The following is a 15,038-nucleotide window of genomic DNA, read 5'->3' as shown; positions in this document are numbered from 1 at the left end:
ATAGGGCTTTTGTTCTATGAAGGATTGGGCTGTTTCGTAAGGATAATAAAATCAGCAAGGGCCATTTTGTTTTTTATATCTCTATCATTGGCAAAGCATGAAATGGTTTTTACACTTAATTTCGGTTTCATTTTTTTTAATTCAGCAACAGTTCCTAGTCGTTCATCACTATGAAACCTGCCAGTGAGGTGTAGTATTTTTGTTTTTTTGTCTTTACGCCAAGCCTTGAGAATGCTTTCAGCCATGGTAGCGTCACGGAGCAATTGAGCATGAAAAACCGATGGTCCCATACTATGTCCATGAGCACCCATGGCTTCATTGAATTTAAGCAGGTAAGGGTCTCCGGCTTCAGGAATTTTTATTTTTGCAAAAAAATGTCGGGCTTTCCGTTGGAGCTGGTCTAATGAAGCTAAGCCTTTTCTGCTTACCATATTTGCAAACCTGCCGGGTACATTGGCTGCAATCACTTGTTGCTTGTTTTCTTTGGCTAAATTTACCAAAGGAGCGTAAGCTGAATAATTGTTCCAAATTTTACCTTCTTGCCGGAGTTTCTTTTCTGTAATAAAACCTGCAAGGTATTCATCCATTACGAGCTGCACATCTCTCTCAAACATTTCCATACTGAGGGTCAGGGAGCTGTTCTTTGCTAGTAAGCTTTGGTACAATTGGTATTGCAGCACGTGAGCAATGCTGTCATTGTGTTCTTCTCCAAAAAATATGACCTCTGCCTCAGTTAGTTTATCTACCAAAGCAACCAAAGAGAGCTTATTTCCTGTTTCTGTTTCAATGATAGTATAGCAGCTTTTTTGCGAGGAGGTAGGTGGAAAGCTGACCTGTAAAAAAATAAAGAAGAGAGAAGCGATAGAAAAATTCATATTAAGGGAGTTTAATAGGTTAAAGTATAAAATTTTACCTATTTTATCAAAAACGAAATGCCAAGAGGATATCATCATAAAATAAAAGAATTGCTTGAGTTATATGTTTTAATTGAGTGAATACCTTTTTTTATTAGGGGAAATCACAACATTTCTAAATCTAATTTCGTCTAAGTTTTAATGTTTACTCAAAATTTAACAATTTAAATTATTTCAAAGATGATCAGAAAGGGCATGTTCACCCTATTGCTAATGGTAGGGTTTGTTTATATTGAAGCAAAAGCTCAACAGGAGTTTAAAATTGTGACTGTGGTAGAATCTATCGTACCAATGGGAATTGGTAGGTCACGTATCATTGACAGTCAGACGGAAAATAATTATGAAGAATATACCACTGATAGAACGGATGGTAAAAAAAGTAATCAAAAAGAAATCAAAAGGTCTGATATTAAAGTCGATGAGTTGGAAGAAACGAAATTACTCAATTTTTTCAGTTTGACCGGTATCAACTTTCAGAACATTGCTTCAAATGATGCAGTTATCGCTTCAAAAATCAATGCCATGCTGGCAGAGGGCTGGAAACTGACTTATGTTGCAAGTGGAGTGGAAAGCAATGCAGGAGCAGATGATGGCAAGGGGATTTATATTACCCGCTTGTTTTTTTCCAGATAGGGTGATGAATAAAGATTAGGAGTAAAGGTGGATATAATACCTCCTTTACTCCTATAATGTGGTTTGTAAATGATTTAAAGAAGTTTATTTTCAGAAGTCGGTCCTTAATTGTACATTTAGAACTGATGGCTATTAAACCTTTTACACACCAAATCGAGGAGCTAGATCCGGCTGAAGATTGTGAGAAAATTTGTTATCTCCTCACTTTTCATTGTTTCCCCTGGGACATGGAGAAGGCCCTTGAATTTGCCTTGTTCAGAACTTTTGCGGTTCCATCCGTTTCCCGTTTACTTGTAGCAACAGGTGAATTTATCAAACATACACGTAAGCGGTATGATGATACCGAGTTGCTCTTGTATGAAATCCTCGAAAATGGCATGGAAAGTGAACGTGGAACCATGGCAATAGATCGAATTAATACTATGCATGGTAGGTATAAAATAGCCAATCGAGATTACCTCTATGTACTTTCTACCTTTATTTTTGAGCCAATTCGTTGGATGGATAAATGGGGATGGAGACCTTTTTCAACAGCTGAAAAAACGGCAATTCTTAACAATTACATAAGGTTAGGTAAACGGATGCACATCACCGGTATTCCACAAAACCTCGCAGATTTTGAAGCCTTTAACATGGCATATGAGCAAGAACACTTTATGTTTCATAATGCCAATGCAATGGTAGGTAACAAAACCCTTGACCTTTTGCTTGGATTCTATTTGCCCAGTTGGTTATTCCCTATGGGAAGGCCTATAGCTTTGTGTCTTATGGATTGTCCACTTAGAAAAGCAATGGGTTATAATAAACCGGCTGATTGGTTAATTAAAACGGTACAGCAAGGAATGCTTATTCGGAGTAAGTTGTTAAAATGGTTGCCTGAAAGAAAAAGTCCCATGTTAGGCACAGCGCGTAAACGAAAAACTTATCCAAGGGGATATAAAGTGGAGGAATTAGGTACTTTTAGATAATAATGCTTCACTTAATTTTTTGTTGTTTCGGAGGATATGGACAATGCCTGCAATTGTTACCACAGCAACTTCCCCTTTCCAAATGATAATTCTCGGTAAAGACCATAAGCCCATTTTCAAAATAGTAATGAAAGCCTTCTTTTAATAAATGGGGAGGAGTAAGTTTGTTTTCCTTTTTCAATTTGATGATGCTGCTAACCAGCTTTACGTTGATAATGTCAAAGGTGATTTGGTGAAATTACTTTCTTCAAAATAGGGATTATTAGTTAGCAGTCATTCAAAAATAGGGTGTAAAGGTAAAGCGTAGATTATAAGGCTCCATCTTTACACCCAATTTCTTTTATTCCTTTAGCCTCCGCCAAAGTAATCAACAAATTATTTCATAACTAGTACCCCGGATTTTGTAACAATTGCGGTGCTCTGTTTAGTTCGTCCTGTTGTATGGGGATCCAATAAAGTTTTTCGGAAAAGTTTCTTTTAGGGGCTGCCGATATTTTCTTCCAAGTAGTGGTAATGACACCGTCCTCTGTGACTTCTTTGATATCTACCCCATAAAGGTCAGGAGCGAAATTTTCCTCAAGCAGTTTCCATCTTCTGGTATCATACCAGCCTACATTTTCAGAAAAGAACTCTATCTTACGCTCATACCTTAAGGCTTCCATTATGTCTCCTGTAAAATCAGGTAATGCAACCCTGTTTCTAACCATGTTGATATAGGTTGTGGCCGTTTCAGTATCCCCTAGTTCCAGTGAAGCTTCTGCGTAATTCAATAGTATTTCTGGATAGCGTATCCATATAAAGATATTTTCATTGGCCATATCTCTGCCAATAATCTCATCGTCCATGAATTTTTTCAATACGTATCCGGTATAATTTCCATTGGAAGGAGAAACCGGGCCTTGTCTGGTATCCAAGCCAAAGCGCTCGCTTACTACAACACCATTTTCGATTACAGTTCTTGTTCTTCTTTCGTAGATGCCAAGTGGATCGATATGTGCCAAATCATCGAATCTTGGTTGGAAAACAGCACTGTCATATAAGATGCTACCATAGAACCTGGGTTCCCTATGTTTGTATGGGTTTTCATTTGTAAATTTAGTTGACACATTGGTGTACTCATCATTAGAATTGAAGGTGAAATGGTCAAAGAAGTCAGTGCCATCAGCCATTTGGTAGCTGTCTACAAAATTCCCATAAGGTGCGTTGTTTCCATGACAAGATAAGCCGTTAAGGCCGTTTCTTAGATTGGTGTTAATCCTAGGGCCATCATCCGCTCTATGCATTTTCCCCCAAATAACTTCAGGACTGGATAAATCTCTGGCTTTAAATAAAGAGAAATAATTATAAGCAGCAGCTTCTTGATCAGGAGCACCAAAATCTTCCAATGAAACTGTTCTTAGGTCTATTAAATCTTTAGCAGCATCTCTGGCAGCAGTCCATAGTGCTTGCCGGTTGGGGTTTTCATAACCAACATATTTATTAACTGCCGTGCCATCTGCTGTTAAATCACTGGCTGCAAATAAAAGCATTCTGGACTTGAGGGCCATAGCGGTTTCTTTGGTAGCTCTGCCCATTTCCATTTCACTTTTGAGCAACAATAAATCGGCTGCTGTGTCACAATCCTGAACTATAAAATCAATGGTTTCTTCAAAAGAACTACGCAAGTAACTGGAAAAGTCCTCACCCAATTCAGCTGGTGTATCCAATAAGGGAACACCGCCATAGGATCTGCAGATATCGCTATAAAATACTGCCCTAAGGAAAGTAGCTTCACCTTTTAATACGTCTACCTGGGCCTGAATATTTGCCCTCTCAGATTCAGGATAGGCCTCTGGCAGGGCATCGATTTCAGATAGAAATAAATTTAGCTTATGAATATTGGAATAGTGCTGCCAGGTTAAGTGTCCCCTGTCAATACCAGGGTTTCCTGCACTGATGGTTCCTCGTCCATAATCTGTTAGCTGTGCTCCTTTTGTCATGGTGGTTTCCCCTACAAAGAGACCGGTTTGGTAACCATGGCTTCGTTGGTTCCATCCATATTCCACGCTGTTGTATAGATCGTTTAAGTAGTATTTCACCAGGTTGATGTCTGACCAAACTACCGGGTCAGAATAACTGTCTAATGGTGATCTGTCCAATAAGTCATCGTTGCAAGAGAAGCATCCAAAAAACAATGCTGCTAATAGTGTCAGTTTATTAATATTTCTTTTCATAACGTCTTGTTTTTAGCAATTAAAAGGAGATTTGAGCACCAACAGAAATTACTCGCATAATAGGGTAGGCTCCCATTCCACTTACTTCGGGGTCCATGATATCATTCCCCGAATAAATCAACCAAAGGTTTTGGCCTGAGGCATAAACCTTGGCCGACTCAATACCCACCATGTCAAGGACAGGTCTTGGTACGTTATAATTAATTTGTAGATTTTTTAGCCTGGCATAAGATACATTGGCATAGTTGTAATCTGTGATGTGGTCATTCCTCCAATATTCTTCCAACCATTGGTAGGCACGAGGTTTTGTGGCGTCTATATTTCCCGGGGTCCATCTGTCTTCCGCATCATACTGAAAATAATTACCTGCTGTCCCGGAACGCATGTCATCGTATATTGCCCTAATGGCATTGCCATGGCCTTGAACAAGGGCCGACAACTCCCAATTCTTATAAGAGAAGTTAAGGTTCAGGCCGAAAGTTATTTCCGGGGTTGTTGTCAAGGGGAATAACTGTCGGTCATCGGTAGTGATTTCACCATCATTGTCGTAATCTTCTATAATGATGTCCCCAGGCCTTGCTCCTGCAATATGAGGCATAGAATTTACCTGCTCCTCATCCCTAAAGATGCCGATAGACTTGTACAGTAGTAAAGCTCCTTGTGGATGTCCTGTTCTCACTTGCCATGGAACCGGACGCTCCGGTTCATCAGATTCGATGATTCGGTTTCTTGCAAAGGCAAAATTACCTAGAACACCATAACCAATATCCCCTTTTTGATCCTCGTAGCTCATGACTACTTCAACCCCATAATTGTCTACAATTCCAAAGTTTTCGTCCGGTAAAGAGAAACCTACAAATCGAGGTATAGATACATCTCTTTGTACTAAAATATCACTTCTTCTTTCGTAGAAAAAGTCTGCATCAAAGCCTAATTTGGTGTCAAATAATAAGGACTCCCAGCCCAGGTTGAAAATGCTTGCTTTTTCCCAGGTTATATTAGGATTGGGGATTCCTTGTTGTCTTAAGCCGGGCAAGTAAGTTTTGCCTTCACCCAAAGCCAATCCCTGAACAAATCCGTAGCTAGCCAAATACTGGAAAGGTGACACCAGATCATTTCCCATTTGACCCCAGCTGGCTTTTAATTTAAATTGGTCGATTAAGCCCAAATTATTTTTCCACCAATCATATTCTGAAGGTCGCCAACCTGCCAAGACAGAAGGGAAATTTCCCCATCGTCCTGCTTCTTTGGAGAAATTCACGGATCCATCTCTTCTAAAACTAAACTGGAACAAATAAATCTCTTTAAAATTGTAACTAATTCTGCCAAAGTAATTTTGTCGGGCACCGAAACTAACCGATCCATCATTGTCTTTTTCTGCATCACCCCCTGCAAAGAGATAGGGAAGTTGATCAGATACAAAATACCTTCGGTAGGCATTGAAATTTTCTTGGAAGCCTTCATTTTGCTCATAGGCTACAAAGGCATCTAGATTATGAACTTCATTCAATGTTTTGGTATAATCAATTTTAAAGTTGAAGGTACTGTTGTTAGAATAATTTGAATAATCTCTTAGCCTAGGTTCGGGAGGACCCTTTTGACTCCCGATAATATAATCTGAACCATCTTCAATTCCCGTATTACCATCAGCCAAATAGGCTTCCTCATTGAAGCTATACAAGGTGAAAGGTTTTTGAAATAATTTTCTCTTTTGAAAATAAAGGTCATAGGCAAAATAACTGCTGGCCGACAAGCCTTCAACCCATGGGATCTTAAGCTTTGCTGAAAAGATATTATTGCTCCTAAATCTTTTGTCATCATCGAAACCGGTTTGGTCTGAAGCCATTACCATAGGCTGGTATCCAAATTCAATGTCAGGACCAGGTAATCCGTTTGGATAAACGGCATGATTGGTTGGATACATTCTACGAATAGTTTGGAACATACTTGATGTTGACATTCCGGAATACATTCTGTTTTCTTGAATACCCGTGATGTCTACTCCCAAATCCAGGTATTCATTGATTTTGAAATCTACATTTGCTCTTAAATTGTACCTTTTATAGGAGGTGTTGGAATTGGTATAAATACCATCATCCGCCTGAGTTCCAAAGGAGGTGAAATAACTCACTTTTTCTCCACCTCCTGTAACAGATAAGTTGTGGTGATTGGTACTGCTGAAGTCTCTTAGGGCGACTTTGTTCCAATCTGTATTGGGGTGAGTCCAGGGATAGTCTCCTGATCTGTATTTTTCTACGTCTTCTTCAGAAAAAAGCATATTGGATTCGTCTACTCCACGATAGGACTGGTTTTCTCGAATCATGGTAGCATAAGTCGCTGCATCTGCCATCTCCGGGAGCTTTGTTGGAGACAGCCAGCCTTTGTAAAACCCGTAAGTAATTCGGGTAGGGGTGTCTTTCCTTCCTCTTTTTGTGGTTACTAAGATTACACCATTGGCAGCTCTTGCACCGTAAATACCTGCAGATGCATCCTTTAATACCGTAATGCTTTCTATATCATTCGGGTGAAGGGAATTAAGGTCTCTTCCTAAAATACCATCGATAACCACCAAGGGTGAGTTGTTTCCCAAGGTAGCATTCCCTCTAATTCTGATATTCGCTTGATCTTTTCCGGGTTCACCACTGCTTTGCATGAAAATACCCCCAGGGAGACGGCCTGCAAGGGCATTGGAGACAGCACCAACAGGAGCGGAAGAAATTTCCTCCGCACCAACAGTGGTCACGGAGCCGATAACATTTACTTTTTTCTGAGTACCGTACCCGACGACAACCACCTCATTTAAGGAGGAGATGCTTTCTTCCAAGGTCACGTTCAGGATACTTTGGTCACCTATTTCTATTGATTTTGAATTGAAACCAATGAAGGAGAAAACCAATGTAGACTGTTCAGGTACTGATATGGTGTAATTACCATCGATGTCAGTGGCCGTACCTAGGCTGGTGCCCGGGACTGATACGGTTACCCCGGGAATGGGTTCACCATTTTCATCGGTAACCTTACCAGAAATGGTTACATCAACAAGATTAAAGGCCTCGCTTGCAGGAATTTCAGCTTTGGAATCGGCAGCCTTAATAGGCCCCAATTGTAGCCCCAAGAGAAGCATACAAAATAGCGGGAACCAGTAAAATGTAAAAGATTTTCTTTTTTTCATACTGTTGAAAGGGTTAAATATTAGTAGATGGATTATTATAATAATTCAATTGGGCTGTAGTGTGAAATATTGATTATGGTATTTCTTGTTTTGATTGGGTAAAAAATAATTCTCTCCGATTTTATCAAAATTAACTGTGGTTAAAGCTTTAGGTGGTCAATATAATATTTATAAAATATAAAAATTNTATCTAAAAAATTGATTAAAAAAAAACTAAAAATCTTTAATTTATTATATTTAATAATTATTGTAATTTTTGATTTTATTATAATCTAATTTAGATGATATTGTTTAGGTATGTTTAAGACTTAGTTAATGAAGTTTTGGTCTTTATTTAAATACCAGGTAATCTCATTTTTAAATGAGCCATGGTGGGGCCCACTTGATAAGTGAGGTATAGGGATTGGCTAGTACGAATAGTTTTGATTATTAGTGCTGGCTCAATCAATTAAAACATGACTTTTATCATGTTTACACCTTCTTATAGTCAAGTTTGCTTTGGTATTTGAGGATTAGCTTTGTAGAAAATAAAAGGTATATGCAAGCCAAGCTAGAAACACAATTTGCCTTCCCAAGTGAATTAATCACTTCTTATCAGGAAATGCCTTTGCCTGAGGGGTTTAAAATCAATTTGGGGGCTAAACCAGATAATAAAACATTTCAAATAACCGCGAAACCGGTACTTTATACTGCCCATCTGCCAAGAGTTCTTGATTGGTTACATGGCCTAGATCAGCCTAGCCTATTAGAGAAAGAACCATGCGATACTCCGGTACTTTTGTTTGATAAAGCATTATCATTTGAAAGGCTCTTATTCCATTATGATGGGACACCTGCCTCAGCTAAGATCATCAAGCATTTTCTCCACTTGTTTTCAGTAAATATTCAGGAAAGTAAAGCCACCATCATTTCACCTGCTTTTATTCCTAAATCAAAATTGAAGGAAGAACAAGAAATCATCCAGGAGGTGGCCGATCATACTGCAGAAACCTCATTTATAAAATTCAATTTCGATAGAATTGGGGATTTTTGGTCTTACGCTGTCAAACACCAGAAAACATTGTTGGTAACCACCAAAAATAATCAATCTGATTTGGCAAAAGTACTTTTTCACTTTTATAAAGGAGGATTATGGTACGATAAATTGTCATTTTATCTGGCTTTATAATTTGCTGTTTTTAATAATAATCGTTATGTTTTTTCTTATATTAAAGGTTTAACTTATCTGAAAATGGAGGAAATGCCGGTTAAAACAGAAAAATCCAAAATTGTCAGCTGCTTTCATTGTGGGGAAGGCTGTGAGGATGAGTTACTTGTGCGTGATGAAAAGAATTTTTGTTGCACAGGTTGCCTGACTGTCTATGAGGTGTTGAATGAAAATAATTTATGTGATTATTACGACATAGAAGTTACTCCGGGTACAAATCTGAAAGAACAAGAAATTAGAGACAATCGATTTGATTATTTGGATGATGAGGATGTAATCAACAAACTGATTGACTTTAGAGATGAGGAGCAAACCCATGTTACTTTTACAATACCCATGATCCATTGTGCCTCTTGCATATGGCTTCTAGAAAACTTATATAAACTTGATCCTGGAGTTACATTTTCCAGGGTTGATTTCATAAAAAAGAAAGTTCAAATTAAATTTTCGTCCAAAGAGACCAGTTTAAAATCAATAGTTAAATTACTTTCTCGTATAGGCTATGAACCTAGAATTAACCTTTCCGATTTAGGAGAAGAAAGAGGTTTGAAAAGCGATAAAAAACTAATTTACCAATTGGCAGTTGCTGGGTTTTGTTTTGGTAACATGATGTTTTTTAGTTTGCCCGAATACTTTTCAGAGACAGAATTATTGGGCAATGGATTCAATCACCTTTTTAATTATTTGAATATCCTATTGGCTCTTCCTGTTGTTTTTTACTCTGCAACAGATTATTTCCGCTCTGCCTGGTTGGCCGTAAGAAATCGTTCGGTTAATATGGATGTGCCCATTGCATTGGGAATCATTAGTTTGTTTACTTACAGCCTGTTCGAAATTTTTGTTACCGGGCAAGAAGGTTATTTGGACACCCTTGGCGGGTTGTTATTTTTCCTCTTGGTGGGTAAATATTACCAACAAAAAACTTTTGATACGCTTTCATTTGACCGAGATTACAAAGCTTATTTTCCTATAGCCATTACCAAAATGGTCAAAGACCGTGAAGTAGTAATTCCTTTAACCAAGTTAGATGTAGGAGATATTGTAAAAGTGAGGAACGAGGAACTGGTTCCTGCAGATAGCCTATTGTTGGATGCCAAAGCTTCCATTGATTACAGTTTTGTGACGGGTGAGGCGATCCCTGTCCCTGTCAAAAAAGGAGAGCTAATATATGCGGGAGGTAGACAGAAGGGGGGAGCTATCAAGCTTGCCGTTCAGAAATCTCCTTCTCAGGGCTATTTAACAGACCTTTGGAACCATGATGCATTTTCTAAAGAAGAACAAAAAGATTCACTGGCATCCTTGGCCAACCAAATCAGTGGGAAATTTACTTTCACGGTACTTTTTATAGCATTTGGGGCACTGATTTACTGGGGTTTTAGTGATGTTTCGATTGGGGTAAAGGCCTTTACTTCTGTTTTAATTATTACTTGCCCATGTGCACTGGCTATGTCTACTCCATTTACATTGGGGAACGTGATGCGGATATTTGGAAAGGGTGGCTTTTACTTAAAGAATACCCAAGTGATAGAGAAATTAGCCGGTATAGATAGTCTTGTATTTGACAAGACAGGTACCCTGACAGCTCCCTCCAAGGCAAAAGTAAGCTACCAAGGTGAAAACCTTTCTGAGGTATCCAAACGAATGATTAAGGCTTTGGTGAATTACTCGGTACATCCGTTAAGCAACAGTATAAACCAGTGGTTAGGAAATATTGACCCGGTGCTATTACATGAAGTGGAGGAAATCCCCGGAAAAGGATTGCAAGCTAAGTATAAGTCCAAAACCATAAGTTTAGGTTCTGCATTATTCTTAGGAGTTGGGCCTACAGACAATGCTGGTAATATGGGCAATGAAGTGCATTTGGTGATTGATGGGATGTATTGGGGTGTTTTTAGAATTGCCAGTAGCATTCGGGAGGGGATAGAGAAAATGGTCCCTGATTTAGCGAATTCCTATGAGGTACATTTACTTTCGGGAGACCACAATCATGAAGAGCAATATTTGAAAAAAGCACTGGGAGAAAATGTCTCCATGCATTTTCAGCAATCCCCTAAAAGTAAATTGGCACATATCCGAAACATGCAAGAGGACAGAAAGCGTGTGTTGATGGTAGGTGATGGACTCAATGACGCCGGAGCCCTCAAGGCAGGTGAGGTTGGGATTGCCGTTACTGACAATATCTCTCATTTTAGTCCTGCAAGCGATGGGATATTGGATGGGGAGAAGCTTAATCATTTGCCAGATTATTTGGATTTTGCTAAGACCGGTCGAAAGATTATTAAAGCCAGCTTTGGTTTAAGTTTTACCTACAATGCGGTAGGAATCTTTTTTGCTGTTCAGGGATTGGTAAGTCCGGTATTATGTGCTATTTTAATGCCTGCTAGCAGTATTTCTGTGGTTTTGTTTACAACAATTGCCACCAATTTTCAAGCGTATAGAAAAGGATTAAACGATAAAGAGATGATTCTATGGAAGTGATATTTGTTCTGATAGGTATAAGTTTAGTCATGGCCGGAGGCTTCTTATGGCTTTTTTTCAAAGCGATGAAAGGGGGCCAGTTTGATGACCAACATACACCTGCGATCAGAATACTATTTGATCAAAAAACGAAAAGTAAAGCAAATAAAAAACCACCTAAAAAAAAGAAGTGATATGTCAGGAACGACACTTGAAAAGTTTAGTTACGATAATAAGATCGTAAAATTCTTCGGGGCAGCCACCATGATATGGGGATTGGCCGGAATGCTGATAGGCTTGCTTGCTGCCACCCAGCTATTCTTACCCGAAGCAAATTTAGGCAATCCTTATACGACCTTTGGAAGGATAAGGCCCCTTCATACGAATGCGGTAATCTTTGCCTTTGTAGGAAATGCCATTTTTGCTGGCGTTTATTATTCAATGCCTCGTCTATTGAAGGCACCTATGTGGAATAAAACCCTAAGCTGGATCCACTTTTGGGGATGGCAGGCCATAATTCTCTCTGCAGTAATTACGCTTCCCTTGGGGTTAACTTCATCCAAGGAGTATGCAGAACTTGAATGGCCTATAGATATTGCCATTGCCGTCATTTGGGTAGCATTTGGTGCCAATATGATTGGCACGCTGATCAAGCGGCGTGAAAAACACATGTATGTTGCCATTTGGTTTTACCTGGCTTCATTTGTAACTGTAGCAGTGCTGCATATTTTTAACTCCCTCGCTTTGCCGGTATCATTTATGAAAAGTTACTCTGCTTATGCCGGAGTGCAAGATGCCTTGGTACAATGGTGGTATGGACACAATGCCGTAGCATTTTTCCTTACTACACCTTTCTTGGGCTTAATGTACTATTATTTGCCAAAAGCAGCCAATAGGCCTGTGTTCTCTTATAAGCTCTCTATCGTCCACTTTTGGTCCCTAATTTTCCTTTATATTTGGGCAGGCCCACATCACCTTTTGTATACCGCATTGCCTGAATGGGCTCAGGTTTTAGGTGTAGCCTTTTCAATCATGCTACTTGCTCCAAGTTGGGGTGGGATGGTGAATGGACTGCTCACCCTAAGAGGTGCATGGGATAAGGTTAGAGTGGACCCTGTCTTAAAGTTTATGGTGGTAGCGGTGACAGCCTATGGTATGGCTACCTTTGAAGGGCCTTTACTTTCTATAAAAAGTGTAAATGCCATTGCCCATTATACGGATTGGATTGTCGCTCACGTGCACATTGGTGGACTAGGGTGGAATGGATTTCTAACTTTCTCCATGCTGTATTGGTTATGGCCAAGAATGTGGAGAACCAAATTATTCTCCGTTAAATTAGCCAATACCCACTTTTGGTTGGGAACCTTGGGGATATTGTTTTATGCCTTGCCAATGTATGTGGCAGCCCTCACCCAAAGTTTAATGTGGAAAGAATTTGCAGATACAGGTCGTTTGGCTTATCCTAACTTCTTGGAGACGGTCATTCAGATTGTGCCCATGTATATGCTTCGTGCTTTTGGAGGCTTACTCTACCTGGCTGGTGCCATATTAATGGTGTACAATTTGGTTAAAACTGCTGCTGCAGGATCCTTCTTAGAAGAAGAAGAAGATGAAGCTCCGGCTTTAGCAAAACACGTGGAAGAAAAGAATGAATTCTGGCACAGGGCATGGGAAAGAAAGCCTGTATTTTTTACCATATTGGCTACAGTAGCCATCCTAATTGGTGGTATTGTAGAGATTATACCTACCATATTGGTGAAGTCTAATGTGCCTACCATCAGTAGCGTTCAGCCTTACACTCCGCTAGAATTGCAGGGAAGAGATTTGTATATTGCCAATGGTTGTGTGGGATGTCACTCGCAAATGATTCGTCCATTTAGGTTTGAAACTGAGCGATATGGAGAATATTCCAAAGCAGGAGAATATGTTTATGACAGACCGTTTTTATGGGGATCCAAACGTACCGGTCCAGACTTACATAGGGTAGGGGGAAAATACCCAGATAGCTGGCACTATCACCATATGGTAGATCCAAGGAGCATGTCACCGGGTTCTTTGATGCCACCTTACCCTTGGATGACCACCAATATTATGGACCATAGCAATATTGGAGCGAAAATTAGAACCATGCAAAAATTAGGCGTACCCTATGAGGAAGGTTATGATGAAAGGGCTTTGGAAGACCTGCAAAGTCAGGCCAAAAAAATTGCTGGAAATCTAAAAGAGTCAGGTATAGAAGTTTTACCGGATACGGAAATTGTAGCCTTGATTTCTTACCTACAGCGATTAGGAACTGATATTAAAAAAGGTGGATCCGGAAACGAATAAACTAGAAAGAAATGAAAAAAAATATTTTAAGTTCAATGGAGAATATTGAGATCTATCCAATCATTTCCTTATTGATATTTGTTATTTTCTTTATCGGAATGTTTTGGTGGGTCTTAAAAGTAGATAAAACTTATGTGGACCACATGAAAGAAATGCCACTCAATGATGAACCTCAAAACGATAAGTCGAATGAAAAACTTTAAACTGATTGGAGTCACCCTGATGTGTTTATTTATGGCAGTGCCCGGCTTTGCCCAAGAAGCAGAAACCAGCTTCTTGGCCCAAATGCAGCAGCTCGATAGCAATACTTTGCTATTACTAGCCATAATTACTGTCGTTTTGCTTGTCATTGTGATCATTGTGGCAGTGATGGTTTATATGCTGTCATTCCTAATGACATTAATGAGAAAGGAAAACCCTGCTTTGGCAGAAGAACCTTCCTGGTGGGAGTCGTTCAAGACCAAATATGTGGTTGGTAAAGTGAAACCAATTGCTGAAGAAAAAGATATTCAACTTGACCATAATTATGACGGAATTGTGGAATTGGATAATTTCATGCCTCCATGGCTAAAATATGTCTTTTACCTAACGATTTTCTCAGCGGTAGTTTATTTTTTGAACTACACCGTTTTAGGTATAGGTAAAACGCAAATTGAAGAATATGAGGCATCTTTGGAGGAGGCGGCACTTGAAGCGGAAGCAAGGGGAGCTATGATGCTAACTTCTATTGACGAAACCAATGTAGAACTAGATACATCTACCCCAGCTTTGGCCGCAGGTGAGGAATTATTTGCAGGAAATTGTGCGGCCTGCCATGCCATGGACGGTGGAGGTGGAGTTGGTCCAAACTTAACTGATGAGTATTGGTTACATGGGGGAGATATTAAAAGTGTCTTTACGGTAGTTAAATATGGTGTGGTTGAAAAAGGAATGATTCCATGGCAAGATCAATTAAGCCCTGAGCAAATGCAGCAAGTATCAAGTTATATTTTGTCCCTACAAGGAACTTCACCGGCCAATCCAAAAGAACCTCAAGGAGAAAAATATGAACCCACTATCGAAGAACCGGTAGATGCTTTGGGTGAGGAAGAGTTGGGTGTAGAACCTGCCGAATAAAGCCAAAAGGTCGGGTTTGAAGCTTTTTCA

12 protein-coding genes are annotated in these 15,038 nt (G+C 39.4%); 8 read left to right on the top strand and 4 right to left on the bottom strand.

Annotated elements, in window-relative coordinates:
• Positions 1-14: 14 nt before the first annotated feature.
• Complete coding sequence (locus ACYVHJ_RS17525) at positions 15-875, bottom strand: ChaN family lipoprotein (protein WP_460517344.1); 861 nt, start codon at positions 873-875, stop codon at positions 15-17.
• A 219-nt stretch (positions 876-1,094) separates the two neighbouring features.
• On the opposite strand from ACYVHJ_RS17525, the gene ACYVHJ_RS17520 reads away from it, so the two are divergent.
• Both ACYVHJ_RS17520 and ACYVHJ_RS17515 read left to right on the top strand, forming a co-directional pair.
• The gene (locus tag ACYVHJ_RS17520; RefSeq protein ID WP_460517341.1) at positions 1,095-1,547 is read left to right on the top strand and encodes a hypothetical protein; all 453 of its coding nucleotides are present in this window, start codon (positions 1,095-1,097) and stop codon (positions 1,545-1,547) included.
• 125 nt (positions 1,548-1,672) lie between these two features.
• Positions 1,673-2,515 carry an oxygenase MpaB family protein gene (locus tag ACYVHJ_RS17515; RefSeq protein ID WP_460517338.1) on the top strand — a complete coding sequence of 281 codons (843 nt, stop codon included), beginning with the start codon at positions 1,673-1,675 and terminating at the stop codon, positions 2,513-2,515.
• 7 nt (positions 2,516-2,522) lie between these two features.
• Here the strand turns inward: ACYVHJ_RS17515 and ACYVHJ_RS17510 are convergent, their stop codons facing one another.
• From ACYVHJ_RS17510 to ACYVHJ_RS17500, 3 genes are all read right to left on the bottom strand, one after another.
• Positions 2,523-2,696, bottom strand: a complete 174-nt coding sequence (locus ACYVHJ_RS17510; protein WP_339905373.1) for a DUF5522 domain-containing protein — start codon at positions 2,694-2,696, stop codon at positions 2,523-2,525.
• A gap of 205 nt (positions 2,697-2,901) precedes the next feature.
• On the bottom strand, positions 2,902-4,728 hold the full coding sequence (locus ACYVHJ_RS17505) for a RagB/SusD family nutrient uptake outer membrane protein (protein ID WP_460517334.1): 1,827 nt from the start codon (positions 4,726-4,728) through the stop codon (positions 2,902-2,904).
• 19 nt (positions 4,729-4,747) lie between these two features.
• A complete protein-coding gene (locus tag ACYVHJ_RS17500) occupies positions 4,748-7,900 on the bottom strand; it encodes a SusC/RagA family TonB-linked outer membrane protein (RefSeq protein ID WP_460517331.1) in 3,153 nt (1,050 codons plus the stop codon).
• Positions 7,901-8,438: 538 nt separating this feature from the next.
• On the opposite strand from ACYVHJ_RS17500, the gene ACYVHJ_RS17495 reads away from it, so the two are divergent.
• The 6 genes from ACYVHJ_RS17495 to ACYVHJ_RS17470 all read left to right on the top strand — a co-directional run bounded on the left by ACYVHJ_RS17495 (position 8,439) and on the right by ACYVHJ_RS17470 (position 15,008).
• The gene (locus tag ACYVHJ_RS17495; protein ID WP_339903683.1) at positions 8,439-9,068 is read left to right on the top strand and encodes a hypothetical protein; all 630 of its coding nucleotides are present in this window, start codon (positions 8,439-8,441) and stop codon (positions 9,066-9,068) included.
• Positions 9,069-9,131: 63 nt separating this feature from the next.
• A complete protein-coding gene (locus ACYVHJ_RS17490; protein ID WP_460517328.1) occupies positions 9,132-11,585 on the top strand; it encodes a heavy metal translocating P-type ATPase in 2,454 nt (817 codons plus the stop codon).
• Entirely contained in the window at positions 11,576-11,758 is a 183-nt protein-coding gene (ccoS, locus tag ACYVHJ_RS17485) for a cbb3-type cytochrome oxidase assembly protein CcoS (RefSeq protein WP_339903685.1), read from the top strand. The genes ACYVHJ_RS17490 and ccoS overlap by 10 nt, the downstream gene beginning before the upstream one ends.
• A 1-nt stretch (position 11,759) precedes the next feature.
• Positions 11,760-13,892 carry a cytochrome-c oxidase, cbb3-type subunit I gene (ccoN, locus tag ACYVHJ_RS17480; protein WP_339903686.1) on the top strand — a complete coding sequence of 711 codons (2,133 nt, stop codon included), beginning with the start codon at positions 11,760-11,762 and terminating at the stop codon, positions 13,890-13,892.
• Between the two features lie 11 nt (positions 13,893-13,903).
• Positions 13,904-14,095, top strand: a complete 192-nt coding sequence (locus ACYVHJ_RS17475; protein ID WP_014022899.1) for a hypothetical protein — start codon at positions 13,904-13,906, stop codon at positions 14,093-14,095.
• The gene (locus ACYVHJ_RS17470) at positions 14,082-15,008 is read left to right on the top strand and encodes a cbb3-type cytochrome c oxidase N-terminal domain-containing protein (RefSeq protein ID WP_339903687.1); all 927 of its coding nucleotides are present in this window, start codon (positions 14,082-14,084) and stop codon (positions 15,006-15,008) included. Before ACYVHJ_RS17475 ends, ACYVHJ_RS17470 begins: the two co-directional genes overlap by 14 nt.
• Positions 15,009-15,038 lie beyond the last annotated feature (30 nt).

Source organism: Cyclobacterium sediminis (assembly GCF_054781075.1).
The sequence above is the reverse complement of the archived record's forward strand: the minus strand, read 5'-3'. Positions and strand labels throughout refer to the sequence as shown.